Origin of the sequence: Aquitalea sp. (assembly GCF_030150775.1) — a bacterium.
Classification (GTDB): domain Bacteria; phylum Pseudomonadota; class Gammaproteobacteria; order Burkholderiales; family Chromobacteriaceae; genus Aquitalea; species Aquitalea denitrificans.
In genome coordinates, this window is record NZ_JASLFG010000042.1 from 37111 (window position 1) to 56581 (window position 19471).

Here is a 19471-nt window from a genome sequence, read left to right on the forward strand (position 1 = left end):
CGTCCTGGTCTGACATCGGACTCAGGCTGACAGCAGGTGCGCCCGTCCCTGGATCGCCAGTCCCACCGTAGTGCCATGCGCGGGCAGCGCCCAACTGCTGGTACGCAATTGCAGTAGTTTGTCCACTCCCGGCAGTTGCAGGCTCAACAGACTGTCATGTCCGCCAAAATCACATTCCACCACCCGGGCCTGCGCCGTCAGTTCCGGACTGTTGTCAGGCAGCAGGGTCAGTTGTTCCGGGCGCAGCATGATGCGTGCGTCGCCGCTGAACTGGGTATTATCGACCACGACTCGGCCCAGTGCGCAGCTTGCCCTGCCGGCATGGATGTGGGCGGGCAGAATGACGGCCTCTCCCAGAAACAGCGCCGTGGCCTCATCCACCGGCTGGCTGTACAGCTGCTGCGGGCTACCGGCCTGAACCAGCCGGCCCTGACGCATGACGGCCAGTTGGTCGGCAAAGGACAGTGCTTCGGCCTGATCGTGCGTCACCAGAATGGCGGTGATGCCAGCCTCGCCCAGCAACTTGGCCACCATTTTGCGCATGGCGGCGCGCAGCCCGGTATCCAGTGCCGAGAAAGGCTCATCCAGCAGCATCAGTTGCGGTTGCTGCGCCAGGGCTCGGGCCAGGGCGATGCGTTGTTGCTGGCCCCCGGACAGCTCGTGTGGCCAGCGCGACAGCATGGTTGCATCCAGCGCCACCATTTCCACCAGCTCGGCAATGCGCCGGGTGCGTTCTTGTCCCTTGAGTGTCAGCCCAAAGCCGATATTATCGGCCACCGTCAGATGGGGAAACAGTGCGCCATCTTGCGCCACGTAGCCAATGCCACGCAGGTGAGCAGGCAGGATGCGTCCGTCAGCGGCAAAAGTCTTGCCGTTCAGGCTGATGCTGCCCTGGTCGGGATGTTCGAAGCCGGCAATCATGCGCAGCAGGGTGGTCTTGCCCGAGCCGGAAGGGCCGACAATGGCCAGGCGGCTGCCTTGCTTGGCCGTCAGCGAAACATCGTCGACAGCACGGGTTGTGCCAAAGTGTTTGCTTAGATGCTGCAGGTGCAGGGATGTCATCGTCCGGCACTCCGTTTTGAATGGTAATGAAGCAGCCAGGTCAGCGGCAGCGATAGCAGCACCATCAGCAGCGCATAAGGTGCCGCCATGATGTAGTCGATTTCGCTGGTCATGGCCCAGAAGCCGGTTGCCAGCGTGCGCGTGCCATTAGGGGCCAGCAGCAGGGTGGCGGTCAGCTCGTTGCTGATGGCCAGAAACACCATTGCCATGCCGGCTGCCGCGCCGGGGGCGGCCAGGCGCAGTGTTACCCGCCATAGTGCCTGGCTGGGGGTGCTGCCCAGGCTGCGGGCGGCATTTTCCAGCTCGGTGGGGGCCTGGGCAATGCCGGCGCGCAGGCTGACCAGTGCCCGGGGCAGGAACATCAGCAGATAAGCCAGCAGGATGGTGAATACGGTCTGGTACAGCGGGCGGGCAAAGTTGATGGTGATGGTGACCAGCGCCAGCGCCGTAACAATGCCAGGCAAGGCGCTGGTGATGTAGTTGCAACCTTCCTGCAGCCTTTGCAGCTTGCTGGGCGCGCGGATAGACAGCCATGCCAGTGGAATGGCTGCCAGCACGGTCAGTACCGCTCCCAGCGCCCCGAACAGCATGGTCTGCTGCAATGCCGGCCACAGGCTGTCGTTATTCCATGCGGCCAAACCGCCTTCCCATAGCCAGTGGCCCAGAGTGATCAGCGGTACGCCCAGCGTCAGGGCTGCACTCAGCAGGCATAGCAGCAGCGCGGGCAGGGTCCAGCGCCATCCCAGGCGTACTGGCGCGCTGTTGCGAGCCGAGCCGGTCCCCAGTCTTGCATAGCGGGCATTACCGCGTGTACCCGCCTCCAGCCACAGTAGCGCCAGACAGCACAGCGCCAATACGCCGGCCAGCATATTGGCTGCCGGGCCATTAAAACTGGACTGGAACTGGTCGAAGATGGCGGTGGTGAAGGTATCGAAGCGCAGCATGGCGTACAGGCCGTATTCGGCCAGCAGGTGCAGGCTGACCAGCAAGGTACCTCCCCATATCGCCAGCTTGAGTTGCGGCATGGTTACCCGACGGAATACAGCCCAGGGGCTCAGCCCCAGCGAAGCAGCGCTGTCTTCCAGAGCCGGATCCATGCGGCGCAGGGCCGCCGAGGCGGGAAGGTAGATAAACGGGAAATAGGCTATTACCGATAGCAATACCGCCGCACTCAGTCCGTTAAAGGCGGGTAGCAGGCTGATCCAGGCATAACTGTGGACAAAGGCAGGCACCGCCAGCGGAGTGATGGCCAGCACCGACCAGATGCGCCGCCCCGGCAGATTGCTGCGTTCGGTCAGCCAGGCCATGGCGATGCCTACAGCCACACATAGCGGCACAGTAATCAGCATCAGCATGCTAGTGTTAAGCAGCAACTCGCCGACGCGTGGCCGGAAAACCAGCTGGACAACGTTATCCCAGCCGGTTTGCAGCGAAACGGCGATGATGAAGGCCAGTGGCAACAGTGCCAGCACGGAAACCAGCAGCGAGCTGGCCTGCAGCCAGGCCGGCAACTGCCTGCCCGGCAGGCGCAGGCCAGCGGGCAGGATGGTGTTGCTTGTTGTCGGCAACTGCCCGTCAGAAACGGGAGAGTGCGATGTGCTCATGGCTTTACAGCAGGCCCGCCTGGGTCATCAGTTCGACGGTCTTGCGGCTGTTGAGACGCGAAGCATCGATTTTCGGTGCGTCCAGATTTTTCAGCGGCACCAGCTTGGGGTTGGATTGCGTACCCAGGCCCACGGCGTATTCGAAGGAGTTTTCAGTTTTCAGGATGGTTTGCCCGCCCTTGCCGGTAATCCACTTCAGGAAAGCCTGCGCTTCTTCCTTATGCTTGCTGGAGGCTAGTACGCCACCACCAGACAGGCTGACAAAAGCACCCGGGTCCTGTTGCTTGAAGTAGTGCAGGGCAGTGTTCTTGCTGTTTTCACCAGTCTTGTTCTGATCGCCGAAATAATAGTAGTGGTAGATCACGCCGCCATCGATCTGGCTGGCATTTACCGCCTTCATCACCACGCTGTTGCCCTTGTAGGGCAGGGCATTGGTTTTCATCGCTTTCAGCCAGCCCAGGGTGACTGCCTCGCCTTTCTGCTCTAGCAGGGCGCTGACGATAGCCTGGAAGTCGGCTCCGGCCGGGGCCGCACCCCAGCGGCCCTTCCATTCCGGCTTGGCCAGATCCAGCAGGGATTTGGGCAATTCCTTCTGTGTCACGCGGTTCTTGTTGTAGACAAATACGGTGGAGCGAGCGGCAATGCCTACCCACTTACCCTGTGCCGGGCGGAAGGCCGGATCGACCTGAGCCAGCGTGCTTGCTTCCACCGGTGCCAGCAGACGGGCATTGTCAACCAGTACCATGGCCGGGGAGTTCTCGGTCAGGAACACGTCTGCGGGGGAAGATGCCCCTTCCTGCACGATCTGGTTACCCATTTCGCTGTCGCTGCCATTGCGCACGGTTACCTTGATGCCGGTTTCTTTGGTAAAGCCTTCAACCCAGGATTTGGTCAGGCTTTCATGCTGGGCGTTGTAAACCACGATGCCTTCGGCGCTGGGGGCGGCATGGGCAGCGGCAGAGAACAGGGTGGAAACCAGCAGGGCGGTGGTGAGGATGCGTGCGGACGGACGGGACATCTGGGTATGCTCCTTGCAGATATTCAACGGGAACTGCGGTAGTCAGGTGCGTTTGGGCACTGGTTTTGGCAGGATTCTTTACAATTGTAATGCAAAAGATAATGATTCGCATTAATAAAATTAATCAGATGCATGGTTAACTGAGGGGCGATCTGCTGGCATGCAAATTGCTGCTAAGTCTGCATCTTTCCCCAGGGGTTTCGGCCATGACAATTACCGTAATGCCGGCGAGCAGCGCCAAGACAGCCATGCCGCCAGGACAGGCGGACACCGGTACGCAAGATGCCGGCGGTTTGTTTGCCAGTTTGTTGGGGGCGCAGATCGGCAGCCTGAGCACGGCCTTGCCAACACAGACGGATACCGGTTCCGGTGCCGGCAAAGGCAAGCAGGACAAGGATTCCATGTCAGAGGACAACACGGCATCTACCGATAACAGTGCCAATATGCTGCTGGCAGCATTGCCGCTGCTACAGGCTGGTTTGCAAGTGCAGCCGGTGCAGGACAAGCCCACGGCTACGCCAGTGACAACCGATGTGGCCAGTACCGGTATCAAGGACACCGCCATCGATCCTTTGTTGCAAGCTGCTGCGCCGCAGAAGCATCCTGCAGGTTTGCAGGCGCAAGAATTGCCGGGCAAGGATGCCGCGGCACTGCAATTCTTGCCGCCCAATGCTGATCAGCTGGCCAGTGCCAACCAGGCAGCCAATCAGGCAGCCCAGGCGGCACAGCAGACCAGCCAGGCCAAGAACCTGACCATTTCCCAGCCGATGACCGATCCCAACTGGTCCAAGGCCTTGGGCGATCAGGTGCTGTCCATGGTCAGCATGAAGATGGACAAGGCAACCATCCAGGTGAATCCGCCGCAATTGGGGCCGGTGGAAGTCACACTGAAAATGAATGGCAATGATCAGGCACAGGTGATTTTTACCTCCGCCGTACCGGCAACCCGAGAAATAATCGAAAACAACATGCCGAAACTGGTTTCCATGATGGCTTCCAGTGGTATAGCTCTTGCCGATGCACAGGTTTCCAGCGGACAATCCGGGAATCGGCAACAGCAATTCAACCAGAACCAGAATGGCCGCCGCCAGAATGCCGCTGGCAACGATGAAGACGACACGCTGGCAGCCATCCAGTCCGCACGAGGGATACTCAGTATCTTCGCCTGATTTTGCTCAAAAGGGGGCTCTATTCAGTTCGTGCGGAAATCTGGAAAATATAATAGGGAAATGGCTTAAGCTTTCCCTATAAACCTAACGTACGGACTGATGACCCATGGCAGAAGACAAAAAAGCGGATAAAGCGGACAAGGGCGAGAAAAAAGCAGGGGGTGGCAATAAGCTGATGCTGGTGGTGGTGATTCTTCTGGTTCTGGTACTGGCCGGCATGGGTGGCCTTGCCTACGTGATGTTCACCAATATGAACAAACCGCATGACGCTGCTGCCCAGACTGAGCAGACCAAGGAAAAAACCAAGAAGAAAAAAGAAGGTCCTCCCATCTTTGAAAAGCTGGAAACCTTTGTTGTCAATCTGTCTGGCGGTGATGGCAGCCTGCTGCAGGTGGACATGCAGGCCGAACTGGGTGACGAAGAAGCCAAGAAGAAGTTTACCGACTACATGCCCAAGATTCGCAGTGCGCTGATCCTGCTGCTGTCCTCGAAGTCGGCGGCCGAGCTGTCCACCCCGGATGGCAAGGTCAAGCTGAAGGCCCAGGTCAAGCAGATCATCAACGAGTCCATGGATTCTGGCGAAGAAGAGCTGGTTCAGAGCGTACTCTTTACTTCCTTCATCATTCAGAAGCAGTAAGCGATGGGCGACGATATCCTGTCCCAGGAAGAGGTGGATGCCCTGCTCAGGGGCGTCACCGGCGAGGACGAAGATGATGACAGTGCGCAGGACTCGCAGGGAGTCCGCGGCTATGATATCGGTCGGCAGGAGCGCATCGTGCGCGGTCGCATGCCGACGCTGGAAATCATCAATGAACGTTTCGCCCGTAACCTGCGTATAGGCTTGTTCAATTTCATCCGGCGCAATGCGGAAATCTCTGTTGGGCCGGTACGCGTGCAGAAGTACAGCGAATTCATTCGCAATCTGGTGGTGCCCACCAACCTCAATCTGGTTCATGTGAAGCCGTTGCGCGGCACCGGGCTGCTGATTTTCGATCCGGATCTGGTATTCCTGATCGTGGACAATCTGTTCGGTAGCGATGGCCGCTATCATGTACGCGTGGAAGGCCGGGACTTTACTCCGACCGAGCAGCGCATCATCCGCCGCCTGCTGGAAGTGGTATTCACCGAGTGCCAGAAAGCATGGGAGCCGGTGCACCCCATCGAATTTGTTTATCTGCGCTCGGAAATGAACACCCAGTTTGCCAACATCGCCACACCCACCGAAGTGGTGGTGGCAATGACTTTTCATATCGAACTGGGGGCTGGCGGCGGTGATTTTCACATCTGTCTGCCATACTCCATGGTCGAGCCAATTCGTGATGTGCTGTCCAGTACCATGCAGGCCGACCGTACTGAAGTGGACAACCGCTGGGTCAGCCTGATGACGCATCAGGTGCAGGCGGCCGAGGTGGAACTGGTTGCTACCCTGGCGGAAACCAAGGTAACGCTGGGGCAGATCCTCAATTTGAAAAACGGTGATGTCGTGATGCTGGATGTGCCGGAGGCCGTGGTGGTGGATGTTTCCGGCATTCCGGTACTGGAATGCCACTATGGCACCGTGCAGGGGCGTTATGCCCTCAAGGTAGACAAGGTATTGGCCGGGGCTGGCGAATTCGCCGAGCCCGCAGGAGACAACAAGCAATGACTGAGCAGCTAGAAGAAGGTCAGACCCCGGGGGCGGCAGAAGAGGAAGTATCGATGGATGACTGGGCTGCCGCCATGGCAGAGCAGGAAACCAGCGATGCAGAGCAGGCTCCCGCCAATGTGCAGCCAGCAACCAATCTGTTCCAGGAACTGGGCAGCAGCGATGCCGCACTGAATGTACCCAGCAATCTGGACATGATTCTGGACATTCCAGTCCAGCTTACGGTTGAGCTGGGTCGAACCAAAATTGCCATCCGCAACCTGTTGCAGCTGGCACAGGGTTCGGTGGTGGAGCTGGATGGTCTGGCTGGCGAGCCCATGGATGTGCTGGTCAACGGCTGCCTGATCGCCCAGGGTGAAGTGGTGGTGGTCAATGACAAGTTTGGTATCCGCCTGACCGACATCATCACGCCGGCGGAACGTATCCGTCGCCTGCAGAAGTAATGCGCGTCACTGGCAAGGTTGGTGGTCTTTTTCCGTTGGCATGGTCTTGTACCACGCTGGCGGGGATTGCTACCTCGCAACCGCTGGTAGCAGCCAGCAGCCCAACACCGTTTACCAGCCTGCTGCAGGTCATTCTTGGTCTGGCTGTGGTGCTGGCTGCCATTGTCGGTTTGGCCTGGCTGTTCCGCCGCATGTCCGGTGGCATGCTGGGCGGCAGCAACCGCTTGCGCGTGGTCAGCGGTGTGCTGGTAGGGCAGCGTGAAAAGGTGGTGATTGTCGAGCTGGAAGGCGAATGGCTGGTATTGGGTGTCACCAGTCATAGTGTCAACCTGCTGACCAAGATGGACCGCCCGCCCGATGCCGGGACTGATGTCGTGCAGCCTGGCGAACCCTTCGCCCGCTGGCTGAAGGCGGCCATGGAAAAGGGCCGTCAGAAATCCGAAGCCGTAAACAGATAATGAAATTCACATCTCGCGTGTTGCCCTGGCTGCTGCTGGGGCTGCCCATGCTGGCACAGGCTGCCGGCCTGCCCTTGATGACCAGTACTCCGGGTGCCGGTGGCGGCCAGAATTATTCCCTGTCCTTGCAAATGCTGTTGTTCATGACGGCGCTGGGTTTTATCCCGGCCATGCTGCTGATGACCACTGCATTCACTCGCATCGTGATTGTGCTGTCACTGCTGCGCCAGGCCATGGGTGTGACCCAGTCGCCACCTAATCAGGTGATTCTGGGCTTGTCGCTGTTCCTTACCCTGTTTGTGATGGGGCCAACGTTTGATCAGGTGTACAACAAGGCCTGGGCACCGTTTTCCGACGACAAGATCAGCTTCAACCAGGCGGTGGACGAGGCCAGCAAGCCGATGAAGGCTTTTATGCTCAGCCAGACCCGTGAGAAGGATCTGGCCTTCTTCATCGAGATTTCCCGCTCGGAAAAACCAGCCACCAAGGCTGATGTTTCCATGAAAACGCTGATTCCGGCCTATGTCATCAGCGAACTGAAAACCGCGTTCCAGATCGGCTTCATGGTGTTCATCCCCTTCATGATCATCGACCTGGTGGTGGCCAGCATCCTGATGGCCATGGGGATGATGATGGTGTCACCGGTCACCATATCCTTGCCCTTCAAGCTGATGCTATTTGTGCTGGTGGACGGCTGGACTCTGCTGATGGGTTCGCTGGTCCAAAGCTTTTATACGGGCTAGGCATGGAATTCCACCCCATTACGCCGGACATGCTGCCGCTGTGTCATGCCTTGTGTGCCGATTGCATAGCCGCCTTGCCGGATGAGGCTTACCCCTTGGCGGTCCGCCTGGCCTGGGCCGGTATCTGGGATGATGAAACCGCTTCAGCCTGGGCTGCGCGCCTGTCCGCTAGCTGGAGTGTCGGTGTCAGCGCTGGTGGTGAGTTGCTTGGTTTTGCCTGGCTGACCCATGCCGGAGAGTTCGACATGCTGTATGTGACGCCTGCCGCGCAGCGACGCGGGCTGGCCATGCAAATGATCCAGCAGCTGGAAGACGTGGCGGCACAGGCCGGGCTTGTGGCCCTGCATGCCTGGGCCAGTCATGCTGCCCGGCCGGTATTCGAACAGGCCGGCTATGCGGTGTTGCGCGCCAACACCGTCACGCGGGATGGCGAGACGCTGGAAAACTGGCTGATGGCCAAAGGTGGCTGGCAGGAGCCTGCCGGTACAAGGAGAGAATCATGAGTCCGGAACTGGTCATCAATCTGGTGCAGAACGCACTGTACATCCTGATCATCGTCTCGGCACCAGTGCTGCTGGTGTCGCTGGTGGTGGGTCTGTTGGTGAGCGTGTTGCAGGCCGCCACACAAATCAATGAAATGACGCTCACCTTCATTCCCAAGCTGCTGGCGATGTTTCTGGTGCTGGTGCTGGCTGGACCATGGATGCTCAACACCCTGGTGGAATACACCACCCGGCTGTTCCAGAGCATTCCCAGTGTGATTGGCTGACGCAGCGCGCCATGTTCAGTATCTCTGATGCGCAGATCAATGCGCTGGTGGCCATGTTTGCCTGGCCGTTTGCCCGCATCATCGGCCTGTTTCTGGTCGAGCCGCTGTATGCCTATCGCGGTGTGCCGCGTCGTTTCAAGGCTGGCTTTGCCCTGATGCTGACCGTGCTGGTGGTGCCGCTGCTGCCGCCCACGCCGGCGGTGCCAGTCATCTCGGCTGCCGGTATTGCCATCTTGTTCCAGCAATTGCTGATTGGTCTGGCCATGGGCTTTGTCATGCGCCTTACCATGACCGCGGTGGAAATGGCCGGCTTCATCATGGGTGCACAAACCGGTTTGGGCTTTGCCATGTTCTTCGACCCCATGCACGCGGCCCAGGTGCCGGTGGTGTCCCAGCTGCTGTCCATGTTTGTCTTCCTGCTGTTCCTCACCTTTGACGGCCATCAAGTCGTTATTTCCACCTTGGTGGAAAGCTTCCAGGTGCTGCCCATCGGCATGAGCATGCCGGCGCAGGGGCTGAAGGCGCTGGTGTTATGGGGCAGCCACATCATTTCCTGGGGCATCTGGCTGTCGATGCCGGTCATTGGCGCACTGCTGGTCACCAACCTCGCGATTGGCGTGATGACCCGTGCAGCACCGCAGTTCAATATTTTTACCTTTGGTTTTCCGCTGACGCTGATGATCGGTTTCATCACCATTTATCTGACGTTACCGCTGATGGTGCCGGCCATCGAACAGATATATGGTCAGGCCTTCACCTTCATGTTGGCCATGCTGAAGGCGAAATAGCTTTCTGCTAGAATAGCGGCCAAATTTTCGGCATTAAACCGGCCCGGTAACGGGCCAAACCAGATTGAGGCAATTATGGCAGGTCATAGCAAATGGGCGAACATCCAGCACCGCAAGGGTCGTCAGGATGCCAAGCGTGGCAAGATCTTCACCCGTCTGATCAAGGAAATCACCGTTGCTGCCAAGATGGGCGGCGGCGATGTCAACATGAACCCGCGTCTGCGTCTGGCAGTGGACAAGGCCAAGGCCGAATCCATGCCCAAGGACAATATCGATAACGCCATCAAGCGCGGTACCGGCCAGCTTGAAGGCGTGGATTATGTCGAGTGCCGTTACGAAGGTTATGGCATTGGCGGCGCTGCCGTGATGGTGGACTGCCTGACCGACAACAAGACCCGTACCGTGGCCGATGTGCGTCATGCCTTCTCCAAGTATGGCGGTAATATGGGCACCGACGGCTGTGTGGCCTTCCAGTTCAGCCATTGTGGTTTCCTGGTGTTTGCCCCGGGCGTGGACGAAGATGCGCTGATGGAAGCGGCACTGGAATGCGGCGCCGAAGACGTGATCACCAATGATGACGGCTCCATCGAAGTCATCACTGGCCCTTACGAATTCAGTGACGTGAAACAGGCGCTGGAAGACAAGGGTTTCAAGGCCGAAATGGGCGAAGTGACCATGAAGCCGCAAAACGAAACCGAACTGGCCGGCGAAGATGCCATGCGCATGCAAAAGCTGCTGGATGCGCTGGAAGACCTGGACGACGTGCAGGACGTGTACACCTCGGCCACCCTGCTGGATTGATAGTGTAAAGCCGGATGCAAGGCTTGCCTGCTGGCAAGCCTTTTTCATGCCCGGCGTTGGCTGACCATCAGCATCGGCAGCATGGTCGCAGCAGTGTAAACTGCAGTCATGCCGGGACGTTGGCCGGTTCAAGTCATGCGAAAGAGTCATCATGTACCAGAGTCATGCCGAACGCCGTACGCGACTGATGCAGCAAATGGGGGAGGGCATTGCCATCCTGCCTACCGCGCCCGAAGTGGTGCGCAACGCCGACAGTCACTATCCCTACCGGGCGGACAGCCATTTTCTCTACCTTACCGGCTTTGCCGAGCCGGAAGCCGTACTGGTGCTGGACGCCGGTGCCGGCAAATCCATCCTGTTCTGCCGGGAAAAGAATCTGGAACGCGAGGTGTGGGAAGGTTTCCGTTTTGGCCCTGATGGCGCGCGTGAAGCCTTCGGCTTTGATGAAGCCTATCCTGTCGGTGAGCTGGATATCCGCCTGCCCGACTTGCTGAGCGGCCAGAAATCGCTGTGGTGGAATGTCGGCCGTCAGCCCGCTTTCGATGTGCGGGTGAATGGCTGGCTGGACGCTGTTCGCCAGCGTTACCGCAGTGGTGAGCAGCCGCCCGCGCTATACCACGACCTGCTGGTATTGCTGGATGAAATGCGCATGTTCAAGGACGCTGGCGAACGCGCCACCTTGCGCCGGGCCGGACAGATTTCTGCCCAAGGCCATATCCAGGCCATGCGTGCCACCCGGCCGGGGATGATGGAATACCAGGTGGAAGCGGAAATCCTGCATACCTTCATTCGCAATGGTGCACGCTACCCTTCCTACGAAAGCATCGTGGCCGGCGGTGCCAATGCCTGCACCCTGCATTACGCGGCCAATAACGCACGCCTGAACGCCGGGGATTTGCTGCTGATTGATGCCGGTTGTGAACTGAATGGCTATGCTGGAGATATCACGCGTACCTTTCCGGTCAGTGGCAAATTCAGCCCGGCTCAGCGTGATGTTTACGAAATTGTGCTGGCGGCGGAACTGGCCGGCATTGCCGCGGTCAAGCCTGGTGCACTGTGGAATGCGCCAGGCGATGCAGCCCTCGCGGTGCTGGTGCAGGGCATGCTGGACCTGAAGCTGCTCACCGGCAGCGTGGAAGGAGTGATCGAATCCGGTGCCTTCCGCCAGTTCTACATGCATGGCATCGGCCACATGATAGGCCTGGATGTTCACGATGTCGGCCAGCGCAAGCAAGGTGGCCAATGGCGTACTTACCAGCCCGGCATGTGCACCACCATCGAGCCCGGTTTGTATATCCGCCCGGCGGATAATGTACCGCCGGCGCTGCACAATATCGGTATCCGCATCGAGGACGATGTGCTGGTAACCGAAAACGGCCACGAGGTGTATACCGCCGACGTACCCAAAGAAATAGATGCAATTGAAATCCTGATGCAGGGTGTCTGAACATGAAAAACACAGACAGACAACACGGCCGCGACTGCGGCCACGATGGCGGCGAGCACGCCGACATCATTATTGTGGGTGGCGGGCCGGTCGGCGCGCTGGCCGCATTGCGTTTTGCCGCTTCCGGACGGCGGGTGCTGCTGGTGGAAGCCCGCGCCAAGAATGCACCGTTCAATGATGCGCGCGCACTGGCGCTATCCTGGTACAGCCGCGAAGCCCTGACCGCCTCCGGTGCATGGCCGGACGACTTGCCCGCCAGCATGATCGACAGCGTGCATGTGTCGCAGCAGGGGGCCTTTGGTCGTACCCGGCTGGATGCTGCCGATCTCAAACTGCCCCATCTGGGCGTGGTGGTGGATTACCCGGCGCTCACCCTGGCCATCAATGCCCGGCTGGAACAGGCCGGCGTGCAGGTTTGGTGGGAAACCCGGGTGGAGTCAGTCAACAGCATGGCCTGCTATGCCACGGTGAAAACCAGTGGTGTGCATGGCGATATCAGCCTCACTGCCCGTCTGGTGGTGCTGGCTGAAGGCGGTGCGCTGGCGGACAGCCTGCCCGGTATCAAGCGCCTGGTACATGACTACCAGCAATGCGCGGTTCTGGCCGAAGTCAGCACCGAACAGCCGCCGGCCGGTGTGGCGTATGAACGCTTCTCGAAGCAGGGGCCGTTTGCCCTGCTGCCACACGGTGACAATTACATGCTGGTGTGGACGCGTAGCCACGACGATGCGAAGGCCTTGCAACAAGCGCCGGATGAACAGGTGATGGCCGAGTTGCAGCAAGCCTTTGGCGAGCGCCAGGGCAAGGTGCTGTCCATCGGCCCGCGTGCCAGCTTTCCGCTGGCACTGCGCCAGGTCAACCGTGTCAGCAGTGGCCGGGTGGTGCTGATTGGCAACGCGGCCCAGACCATGCATCCGGTGGCGGCACAGGGCCTGAACCTGGGTTTGCGCGATGCCATCGGCCTGACAGAAGCGTTGAATGATGTCAGTGATCCGGGCGATGCAGCCGCACTGGCGGTATATGCCGCCAGCCGCAAGCTGGACAGCCATGCCGTGGTGGGTTTTACCCATGGACTGATCAAATTGTTTGATGGTGATTCGGCCCTGGTCAGCGCACTGAGGGGCATGGGAATGAGCACGCTGGACAGCGTACCGCCATTGCGCCGCGCATTTGCCCGTCATCTGGTGTTCGGGCTTTAGGAAACAGATTCATGACCCAGTACGATGTCATCATTGTTGGTGGTGGTCTGGTCGGTGCCAGTCTGGCACTGGCGCTAGCCGGCAGTGGACGCAAGATCGCCCTGCTGGAAGGTGCAGCCGCCCGCTTTGACGAGCTGGAGCAGGGCTGGGACGCCCGCATCTATGCGGTCAGCCCGCTCAACCGCCGTTTTCTGGAACAACTGCAAGCCTGGCCGGACATGGCGCGCATTGGCACCATTGCCAGCATGGATGTCTGCGGCGATGCCGGTGGTCGTATCCAGTTTTCCGCCAGCGATGCCGGTGCCAGCGCGCTGGCCTGGATTGTGGAAAACCGCTGGCTGCTGGCCAGCCTGTGGCAGCGCCTGGCCGACAGCCCGGTTACCTGCCTGACCGGCGTGCGCCCTGTCTCACTCTCCACGACCGCCAGCATGGCCAGCCTGACGCTGGACGATGGCCGGGTGTTGCAAGCCAGTCTCGTCGTGGGGGCGGATGGAGCCAACTCCTGGGTGCGCAGCCAGACTGATCTGGCCGCCAGCATCAAGCCCTATGGCCAAAGCGGTGTGGTAGCCAACTTTGCCTGTGAGAAACCCCATGGCAATATCGCCCGGCAATGGTTTACCGGTGACAGTATCCTGGCCTGGCTGCCCATGGCGGGGAATCGCATTTCCATGGTGTGGTCTACTGCCAAACCCGATGAATTGATGGCTTTGTCCCCCGAGCAGTTGTGCGCACGCGTGGCCGCGGCGGGCAATCACCAGTTGGGCCATCTGAGCCTGCTGGGACCGGCGGCAGCTTTTCCCTTGCGCTTGATCCAGCCAGAAGCGGTGGTCAGCCAGCGGCTGGCACTGGTGGGTGATGCGGCACACACCGTGCATCCGTTGGCGGGGCAGGGGGTCAACCTGGGGTTTCAGGATGCAGCCAAGCTGGCTGCCTTGCTGCAAGCACCGGGAGACGCCGGCAACTGGATGCTGTTGCGCCGTTACGAACGTGAACGGCGCGAGGCGGTCAAGACCATGCAACTGACCTGCGATGGCCTGTACCGTCTGTTTCATACCCAACATGTGCCCGGCCTGTCCTGGCTGCGCAATACCGGCCTTAGCCTGACCAACCGGCTGGCACCGCTCAAGCGCCAGTTTGCTCGTCATGCCATTGGCTTCTGAACCCGAGGAATGTGAATGAAAACCACTGTAAAAGCCCTGGCGCTGGCCGCCTCCTTGTTGCTGAGCATGACTGCCTGCAATGCCAACGCCACTTCTACCGGTACCGAGCAGGTAAAAAAAGCGTTTACCACCCGCTTTCCCAACCGTCAGGTGCTGAGCGTCAGCGAAACCCCGGTGCAAGGTATTTATGAAGTAGTGGTAAAGGGCAAGCAGATTGTTTACACCGATGCGTCTGCAAAGTACCTGTTTGTCGGCGATCTGATCGATGCCGATGCCAAGACCAGCCTGACTGAGAAGACGATGGCCGACCTGAATCGTCTGGACTTCAACAAGCTGCCGTTGAAGTACGCTATCAAGGAAGTGCGTGGCAACGGTGCACGCAAGCTGGCGGTGTTTACCGACCCGGACTGCCCGTACTGCAAGCAGCTGGAGCGTGAAAGTCTGCCTGATATCACCAATGTCACCATCTACACCTTCCTGTACCCGCTGGCCCAGCTGCACCCGGATGCACCGCGCAAGGCACGCCAGATCTGGTGCTCCAAGGACAGACTGAAAACCTGGACAGCTTTCATGCGTGATGGTCAGGAGCTGACCGGCACCGACAAGTGCGATACCTCGGCGCTGGACAAGATCGAAGCCATGGGTGACGAACTGGGCATTACCGGCACGCCAGGCCTGATTTTTGCCAATGGCCGACTGGTACCGGGTGCTATCGCCAAAGAAGACATCGAAAAGCTGCTGGATGCCAAATAAGCTTTCTGCCGGAGCTTGCCCGGCATCATGAAACTGCCGTTCGGGCTGCGCTGGCTCCCGCAAATCTGGCGTTGGTCGGCCTTGTCCGAGGCCGACAGGCTGATGCTGGCGCTTAGCCTGTCATTGTTGCTGCATGCACCATTATTGATGCGACTGGCATCCGAAGGCAGCCTGCGTGGCCAGCCGCAGCGCATGACGGTGCGCCTGGCTGGCAATGCCGGCCAGGCGACAGCGGACAGGGCGCAGCCCATTACCCCGCCTCATCAGGCCAGAGCACTGTCTGCGCCAGTCGTCAAGCCATTGGCCGGCAAGGTCATGCTGTCAAAGCGGCAGAAGCTGCATCTGGCCAATGCCGCTAGCGCAGCGCAGGCGCAGCAGCCAGTACCGGTGCATTTCCCGTCTGTTTCCAGTGATACCTCGGCCCCGTTCGCGCTGGCGCAGGACAGTGCCATTACGGTGGCCTCGGGCGAAGATGCCAGTGCGCAACTACTGGGCTTTGACTTTTACTATGCTGCCCGGCAGGTGGATGTGCTGGCACTGGAGCAAGTGCCGATCCAACTGCTTGCGCCCTATGGTCTTGGAATGGATGATGTTGACATCACCTTGCGGGTTTATATCAACGAACAGGGCACTGTGGACGCGGTACAGATGGTGTCGGCGCGTCCGGCAGGGGCGGAGCTGCCGTTGATGGAGATCTTCCGCCAGGCCACTTTCTATCCGGCCATACGCGATGGCCGTGCGGTGAAGAGCTTCAAGCTGATCCGCATCGGTCTGCAAGCGGATGGCGATAGCGGAACGGTACCGAACAATTGAAACCATGGCCGCACCGGTTGGCATGGTTTCATGCTAAATTCAGCCAGTCCGGCACTGGCGTTGCTGCGTGGCAAGCCTGCCGGAGTTGATTCAATACAGCGGAACATACCGCTTTGATAATCCGACCACGAAGGAAGAAACATGTCTGATCTGAACGCGCTGTTCACCCAGGCCCAAGCCGATGTCACCTCGCTGTCCGAACGCCCGGACAACCAGACCCTGCTGCAGCTGTACGCACTGTACAAGCAAGCCAGCGAGGGCGATGTGGCCGGTGAACGTCCCGGCATGATGGATTTCATCAACCGCGCCAAATACGACGCCTGGGACAAGCTCAAGGGCATGGCCAGCGATGAAGCCAAGCAAGGCTATGTCGATGTAGTACAGAAGCTGTTGGCCGAGTAAGCGGCGCAGCAGACCATGCTGCCGGGCTGTTGTGCCGGTAGATAGATGAAAAAACCGCTGTCCGGCATGGGCAGCGGTTTTTTAACTGGCGTTGCAGCTCAGGACGCTGCCTTGATGGCCTCCACCGGGTCCACATAGGGATAGCCCAGATCATCCGCCACGGCCTTGTAAGTAATCTTGCCATGACAGACATTCAGGCCGTTGCGTAGATGCGGATTATCCAGCAATGCCTGGCGCCAGCCTTTGTCGGCCAGTTCCTGGGTGAAGGGCAGGGTGGCGTTGTTCAGTGCCTGGGTGGAAGTGCGGGCCACGCCGCCGGGCATATTGGCTACACAGTAATGCACGATGCCATCCACCACATAGATAGGGTCCTGATGGGTGGTGGCACGGCTGGTTTCGAAGCAGCCACCCTGGTCGATGGCCACATCCACCAGCACCGCACCGGGTTTCATATTACCCAGCATGGCACGCGTCACCAGCTTGGGGGCTGCGGCACCGGGAATCAGCACCGCACCAACCACCATGTCGGCTTCGCGGATGCATTCATCGATATTGGCGGTATTGGACACCAGGGTCTTGATGCGACCGCTGAATACCATGTCGATTTCCTTCAGCCTCGGCAGGGATTTGTCCAGGATGGTGACATCTGCCCCGAGTCCGGCTGCCATGCGTGCCGCATTCAGTCCGACCACGCCGCCGCCAATTACCACCACCCGGGCCGGAGCCACGCCAGGGACGCCACCCAGCAGCACACCACGGCCACCTTGGGCTTTTTCCAGCGCGTGTGCGCCCGCCTGGATTGCCATGCGACCTGCCACTTCCGACATCGGTGCCAGCAAGGGCAGGCCGCCGCGCTCGTCGGTTACCGTTTCGTAGGCAATGGCAATCGCACCGGATTCGGTCAGCAGCTTGGTTTGCTCCGGGTCCGGTGCCAGGTGCAGATAGGTGAACAGGATTTGTCCCTGGCGCAGCATGCGGCATTCCACTGGCTGGGGTTCCTTTACCTTCACCACCATGTCGGCCTTGGCGAATACCTCATCCGCGGAAGAAGCAATCGAAGCGCCAGACTGGATGTACTGCTCGTCGGTAAAGCCGATGGCGAGCCCGGCCTGGGTCTGCACCAGTACCTTGTGACCATGGCCTACCAGTTCTCGTACACCGGCAGGGGTGAGACCAACGCGATACTCGTGGTTTTTGATTTCCTTGGGAACACCGATCAACATTACCGTCTCCTTCTGTTATTTGGATGGAAGCAACAGCAAACGTCACGGGCAGGGGGGAGCAGTCTGCATAGGGCAGGCTGCCTGCTCGACTGGCTGGAATACCGGCAGGGAATGGGGCCTGACATGCCGCCATGGTGCAAGTTTCCGGCTTTGGGTGATTTGTAGTATATGGAGCCGGCCTTGGTCTTATTCACTGTAGTTTTTTACTACAACAGGGCTATCACCTGGAAATGGTATGATTTTTGGTGATGGGGTGCTGAAATTGAAGCCGGTATCGGCTGGCTTGATCGCGATCAAAAGACAGGTTTTGGCTGAGGCTATTTTTCTAGTATGGATATTGCGCTGCAGCAGCCGATAGTGGCCCGCGCCTTAGTTGTGCCGCAGGCAGTCGCCACCGTTGTACTTGGCCAGGTACATCGCCTGATCCGCCTCCTGCATCAACGAATCTGCCGTACTGTCGGTGCGGTCCAGTGCAATGCCGATGGAGATGCCCACTTTGAATTTTGCACCGCCAATCAGAAGCAGCGGCTGCATGGCGGCAATGCATTTGTCGGCCACAGTGCGGGCCATTTCTGCAGCCTGTGTATCTAGATGGCTCATCAGCAGGACGAATTCGTCACCGCCAATGCGCGCCAGGGTGTCGGACTCGCGCACAATCGCTTGCAGCCGTGCCGTCACCATGCACAGGGCTTCGTCGCCAGCATCATGCCCCAGGCTGTCGTTGATGCGTTTGAAACCATCCAGATCCATGAACAGCAAGGCCAGATGCGTGCCGTGGCGGCGTGATTGCGCCAGCGCAAGTTTCAGGCGATCTGCAAGAAGGCGGCGGTTCGGCAGCCCGGTAAGGGTATCGTGATGAGCCAGCCGTTCCAGCTGGCCCTGTTGTTCGTGCAGTTTGCCCAGCAGACGGTTGAAGGCGGCAATCAGGTGGCCGACTTCATCACGGCGGCGGATAGACAGGGGTAACAGCGGCATGTCGCCGTGTGCCATGCGTTCGGCGTCTTCGGCAGCCTGAAACAACGGAAGCAACACAAAATACATGCAGACGGTAGCCAGCAGGGCAAACAGTATGGTGGCGATGATGGCCCCCTTGATGGCAAAAAGCTGTGCATGGCCAACGGTGGCAAACGCTTCGCTGGCAGGAAGCTGTGCCACGACAAACCAGTTGGTGCTGGGGACTGTGACCATGGCGGCAACTTCTTCCTCGCCATTGGCATTGGTGGTGATGCCACTGCCGCGATAACCGGCCATGGCACGGTCATGCAGCGGATTGTTTCCGCGCGGGGGCAGGGGGGCAAGCGCCATCTTTTTTTGCGAAGTGGCGATGTACATATTGTCGCGTGGCGACACCAGCAGGAAGCCGCCCTTGCCATGGCCGATCTGGGTTTTTTGCAGCAGATCAAGGAAGCCGGGCGAAGAGAGCGGCGTAATGCCGACCAGAATGGCACTCACCCGCCTGTTGCTGTCAAACAGGGGAATGGCCATGGGAAGGATGGGCGTGCGCAGCGCAAAGCCGATGACCGGTTTGCCGATATATCTGCTGCCCTTGGCGGCAGACTGGATGTAGTCACGTTCTGCGTAGCTGTGGTTCTGTCGGCCCGGTGCCGTGGGGTAGTCGGCAATTACGCGGCCATGCGGATCGGTAACGAACAGGCCGCCGGGAAACAGGCTATGGTAACGATAGTGTTGACGCAGCCAGTCTTGCAGGGCTGCCGGTTGTACCAGCATGGCTTGCGGCAGGTCGGTGGCCAGTTGGGCCAGCAGAGTCTGCCGCTGGGTGATCTTGTCATCGATATCCCTAGCCACATAGCCCGCCATGGCCTGTTGCTGCTCCTGCACCACGGTGGATAGTTCCTGCCGCAGAAAGCTGCCCAGTGCATAGTAACGTATCACAGTTCCCAGGCAGACCAGGCAGACCACCATGATCACCAGCCGGGTGATGATGCTGTCGAAGATACGGCGCTTGGTCATCAG

Annotated in this window: 21 protein-coding genes; 16 read left to right on the top strand and 5 right to left on the bottom strand. The window is 59.3% G+C overall.

Translation table 11 applies throughout. From position 1 onward, the window contains the following. Nucleotides 1-21 precede the first annotated feature (21 nt). The 3 genes from QVF59_RS15185 to QVF59_RS15195 are packed head-to-tail and all read right to left on the bottom strand — an operon-like array spanning nt 22 to nt 3684. Complete coding sequence (locus QVF59_RS15185) at nt 22-1062, bottom strand: ABC transporter ATP-binding protein (RefSeq protein WP_287881056.1); 1041 nt, start codon at nt 1060-1062, stop codon at nt 22-24. Further along, nucleotides 1059-2666, bottom strand: a complete 1608-nt coding sequence (locus tag QVF59_RS15190; protein WP_287881058.1) for an ABC transporter permease — start codon at nt 2664-2666, stop codon at nt 1059-1061. The genes QVF59_RS15185 and QVF59_RS15190 overlap by 4 nt, the downstream gene beginning before the upstream one ends. 4 nt (nt 2667-2670) lie before the next feature. Beyond that, nucleotides 2671-3684: an iron ABC transporter substrate-binding protein gene (locus QVF59_RS15195; protein WP_287881059.1), complete on the bottom strand. Its 1014-nt coding sequence runs from the start codon at nt 3682-3684 to the stop codon at nt 2671-2673. A 206-nt stretch (nt 3685-3890) separates the two neighbouring features. Here QVF59_RS15195 and QVF59_RS15200 point away from each other — a divergent pair, with 206 nt between their 5' ends. From QVF59_RS15200 to QVF59_RS15275, 16 genes are all read left to right on the top strand, one after another. Next, nucleotides 3891-4853 (top strand): flagellar hook-length control protein FliK, encoded by a 963-nt coding sequence (locus tag QVF59_RS15200; RefSeq protein WP_287881060.1) that lies wholly within the window; start codon nt 3891-3893, stop codon nt 4851-4853. 106 nt (nt 4854-4959) lie between these two features. After that, nucleotides 4960-5490 carry a flagellar basal body-associated FliL family protein gene (locus QVF59_RS15205; protein WP_159878215.1) on the top strand — a complete coding sequence of 177 codons (531 nt, stop codon included), beginning with the start codon at nt 4960-4962 and terminating at the stop codon, nt 5488-5490. Between the two features lie 3 nt (nt 5491-5493). After that, complete coding sequence (gene fliM, locus QVF59_RS15210; protein ID WP_059287390.1) at nt 5494-6498, top strand: flagellar motor switch protein FliM; 1005 nt, start codon at nt 5494-5496, stop codon at nt 6496-6498. Continuing rightward, on the top strand, nt 6495-6941 hold the full coding sequence (gene fliN / locus QVF59_RS15215; protein ID WP_159878211.1) for a flagellar motor switch protein FliN: 447 nt from the start codon (nt 6495-6497) through the stop codon (nt 6939-6941). Before fliM ends, fliN begins: the two co-directional genes overlap by 4 nt. Continuing rightward, entirely contained in the window at nt 6941-7399 is a 459-nt protein-coding gene (fliO, locus tag QVF59_RS15220) for a flagellar biosynthetic protein FliO (protein ID WP_287881061.1), read from the top strand. Before fliN ends, fliO begins: the two co-directional genes overlap by 1 nt. After that, complete coding sequence (gene fliP / locus QVF59_RS15225) at nt 7399-8142, top strand: flagellar type III secretion system pore protein FliP (protein WP_287881062.1); 744 nt, start codon at nt 7399-7401, stop codon at nt 8140-8142. The genes fliO and fliP overlap by 1 nt, the downstream gene beginning before the upstream one ends. A 2-nt stretch (nt 8143-8144) precedes the next feature. Then, on the top strand, nt 8145-8645 hold the full coding sequence (locus QVF59_RS15230) for a GNAT family N-acetyltransferase (protein ID WP_287881063.1): 501 nt from the start codon (nt 8145-8147) through the stop codon (nt 8643-8645). Continuing rightward, complete coding sequence (fliQ, locus tag QVF59_RS15235) at nt 8642-8911, top strand: flagellar biosynthesis protein FliQ (RefSeq protein ID WP_045848343.1); 270 nt, start codon at nt 8642-8644, stop codon at nt 8909-8911. Before QVF59_RS15230 ends, fliQ begins: the two co-directional genes overlap by 4 nt. Before the next feature lie 11 nt (nt 8912-8922). Then, the gene (fliR, locus tag QVF59_RS15240; protein ID WP_287881064.1) at nt 8923-9699 is read left to right on the top strand and encodes a flagellar biosynthetic protein FliR; all 777 of its coding nucleotides are present in this window, start codon (nt 8923-8925) and stop codon (nt 9697-9699) included. A 75-nt stretch (nt 9700-9774) separates the two neighbouring features. Beyond that, nucleotides 9775-10500, top strand: a complete 726-nt coding sequence (locus tag QVF59_RS15245; protein ID WP_124644319.1) for a YebC/PmpR family DNA-binding transcriptional regulator — start codon at nt 9775-9777, stop codon at nt 10498-10500. A 151-nt stretch (nt 10501-10651) separates the two neighbouring features. Continuing rightward, complete coding sequence (locus QVF59_RS15250) at nt 10652-11947, top strand: aminopeptidase P N-terminal domain-containing protein (protein WP_287881065.1); 1296 nt, start codon at nt 10652-10654, stop codon at nt 11945-11947. A 2-nt stretch (nt 11948-11949) separates the two neighbouring features. Next, nucleotides 11950-13146, top strand: coding sequence for an FAD-dependent monooxygenase (locus QVF59_RS15255; RefSeq protein ID WP_287881066.1), 1197 nt, complete (start codon nt 11950-11952; stop codon nt 13144-13146). An 11-nt stretch (nt 13147-13157) separates the two neighbouring features. After that, nucleotides 13158-14306, top strand: a complete 1149-nt coding sequence (locus QVF59_RS15260) for a UbiH/UbiF family hydroxylase (RefSeq protein ID WP_287881067.1) — start codon at nt 13158-13160, stop codon at nt 14304-14306. A 15-nt stretch (nt 14307-14321) separates the two neighbouring features. Beyond that, complete coding sequence (locus tag QVF59_RS15265) at nt 14322-15059, top strand: DsbC family protein (RefSeq protein ID WP_287881069.1); 738 nt, start codon at nt 14322-14324, stop codon at nt 15057-15059. A gap of 27 nt (nt 15060-15086) precedes the next feature. Continuing rightward, nucleotides 15087-15872, top strand: a complete 786-nt coding sequence (locus QVF59_RS15270) for an energy transducer TonB (protein WP_287881071.1) — start codon at nt 15087-15089, stop codon at nt 15870-15872. Between the two features lie 141 nt (nt 15873-16013). Continuing rightward, entirely contained in the window at nt 16014-16274 is a 261-nt protein-coding gene (locus tag QVF59_RS15275) for an acyl-CoA-binding protein (protein WP_159878191.1), read from the top strand. Between the two features lie 98 nt (nt 16275-16372). Here QVF59_RS15275 and ald read toward each other — a convergent pair whose 3' ends face one another. Further along, on the bottom strand, nt 16373-17497 hold the full coding sequence (gene ald, locus QVF59_RS15280) for an alanine dehydrogenase (protein ID WP_159878189.1): 1125 nt from the start codon (nt 17495-17497) through the stop codon (nt 16373-16375). Between the two features lie 369 nt (nt 17498-17866). Continuing rightward, nucleotides 17867-19468 carry a GGDEF domain-containing protein gene (locus QVF59_RS15285; RefSeq protein WP_287881073.1) on the bottom strand — a complete coding sequence of 534 codons (1602 nt, stop codon included), beginning with the start codon at nt 19466-19468 and terminating at the stop codon, nt 17867-17869. Between the last annotated feature and the right edge of the window lie 3 nt (nt 19469-19471).

Bases quoted from the DNA above. Each gene is read 5' to 3' on its own strand.
- QVF59_RS15275 (WP_159878191.1), top strand. From the start codon at position 16,014: ATGTCTGATCTGAACGCGCTGTTCACCCAGGCCCAAGCCGATGTCACC.
- fliM (WP_059287390.1), top strand. From the start codon at position 5,494: ATGGGCGACGATATCCTGTCCCAGGAAGAGGTGGATGCCCTGCTCAGG.
- fliP (WP_287881062.1), top strand. From the start codon at position 7,399: ATGAAATTCACATCTCGCGTGTTGCCCTGGCTGCTGCTGGGGCTGCCC.
- QVF59_RS15265 (WP_287881069.1), top strand. From the start codon at position 14,322: ATGAAAACCACTGTAAAAGCCCTGGCGCTGGCCGCCTCCTTGTTGCTG.
- fliR (WP_287881064.1), top strand. From the start codon at position 8,923: ATGTTCAGTATCTCTGATGCGCAGATCAATGCGCTGGTGGCCATGTTT.
- fliO (WP_287881061.1), top strand. From the start codon at position 6,941: ATGCGCGTCACTGGCAAGGTTGGTGGTCTTTTTCCGTTGGCATGGTCT.
- QVF59_RS15205 (WP_159878215.1), top strand. From the start codon at position 4,960: ATGGCAGAAGACAAAAAAGCGGATAAAGCGGACAAGGGCGAGAAAAAA.
- QVF59_RS15195 (WP_287881059.1), bottom strand. From the start codon at position 3,684: ATGTCCCGTCCGTCCGCACGCATCCTCACCACCGCCCTGCTGGTTTCC.
- QVF59_RS15270 (WP_287881071.1), top strand. From the start codon at position 15,087: ATGAAACTGCCGTTCGGGCTGCGCTGGCTCCCGCAAATCTGGCGTTGG.
- fliN (WP_159878211.1), top strand. From the start codon at position 6,495: ATGACTGAGCAGCTAGAAGAAGGTCAGACCCCGGGGGCGGCAGAAGAG.
- QVF59_RS15190 (WP_287881058.1), bottom strand. From the start codon at position 2,666: ATGAGCACATCGCACTCTCCCGTTTCTGACGGGCAGTTGCCGACAACA.
- QVF59_RS15285 (WP_287881073.1), bottom strand. From the start codon at position 19,468: ATGACCAAGCGCCGTATCTTCGACAGCATCATCACCCGGCTGGTGATC.
- QVF59_RS15250 (WP_287881065.1), top strand. From the start codon at position 10,652: ATGTACCAGAGTCATGCCGAACGCCGTACGCGACTGATGCAGCAAATG.
- QVF59_RS15245 (WP_124644319.1), top strand. From the start codon at position 9,775: ATGGCAGGTCATAGCAAATGGGCGAACATCCAGCACCGCAAGGGTCGT.
- QVF59_RS15185 (WP_287881056.1), bottom strand. From the start codon at position 1,062: ATGACATCCCTGCACCTGCAGCATCTAAGCAAACACTTTGGCACAACC.
- QVF59_RS15255 (WP_287881066.1), top strand. From the start codon at position 11,950: ATGAAAAACACAGACAGACAACACGGCCGCGACTGCGGCCACGATGGC.
- ald (WP_159878189.1), bottom strand. From the start codon at position 17,497: ATGTTGATCGGTGTTCCCAAGGAAATCAAAAACCACGAGTATCGCGTT.
- QVF59_RS15230 (WP_287881063.1), top strand. From the start codon at position 8,145: ATGGAATTCCACCCCATTACGCCGGACATGCTGCCGCTGTGTCATGCC.
- QVF59_RS15260 (WP_287881067.1), top strand. From the start codon at position 13,158: ATGACCCAGTACGATGTCATCATTGTTGGTGGTGGTCTGGTCGGTGCC.
- fliQ (WP_045848343.1), top strand. From the start codon at position 8,642: ATGAGTCCGGAACTGGTCATCAATCTGGTGCAGAACGCACTGTACATC.
- QVF59_RS15200 (WP_287881060.1), top strand. From the start codon at position 3,891: ATGACAATTACCGTAATGCCGGCGAGCAGCGCCAAGACAGCCATGCCG.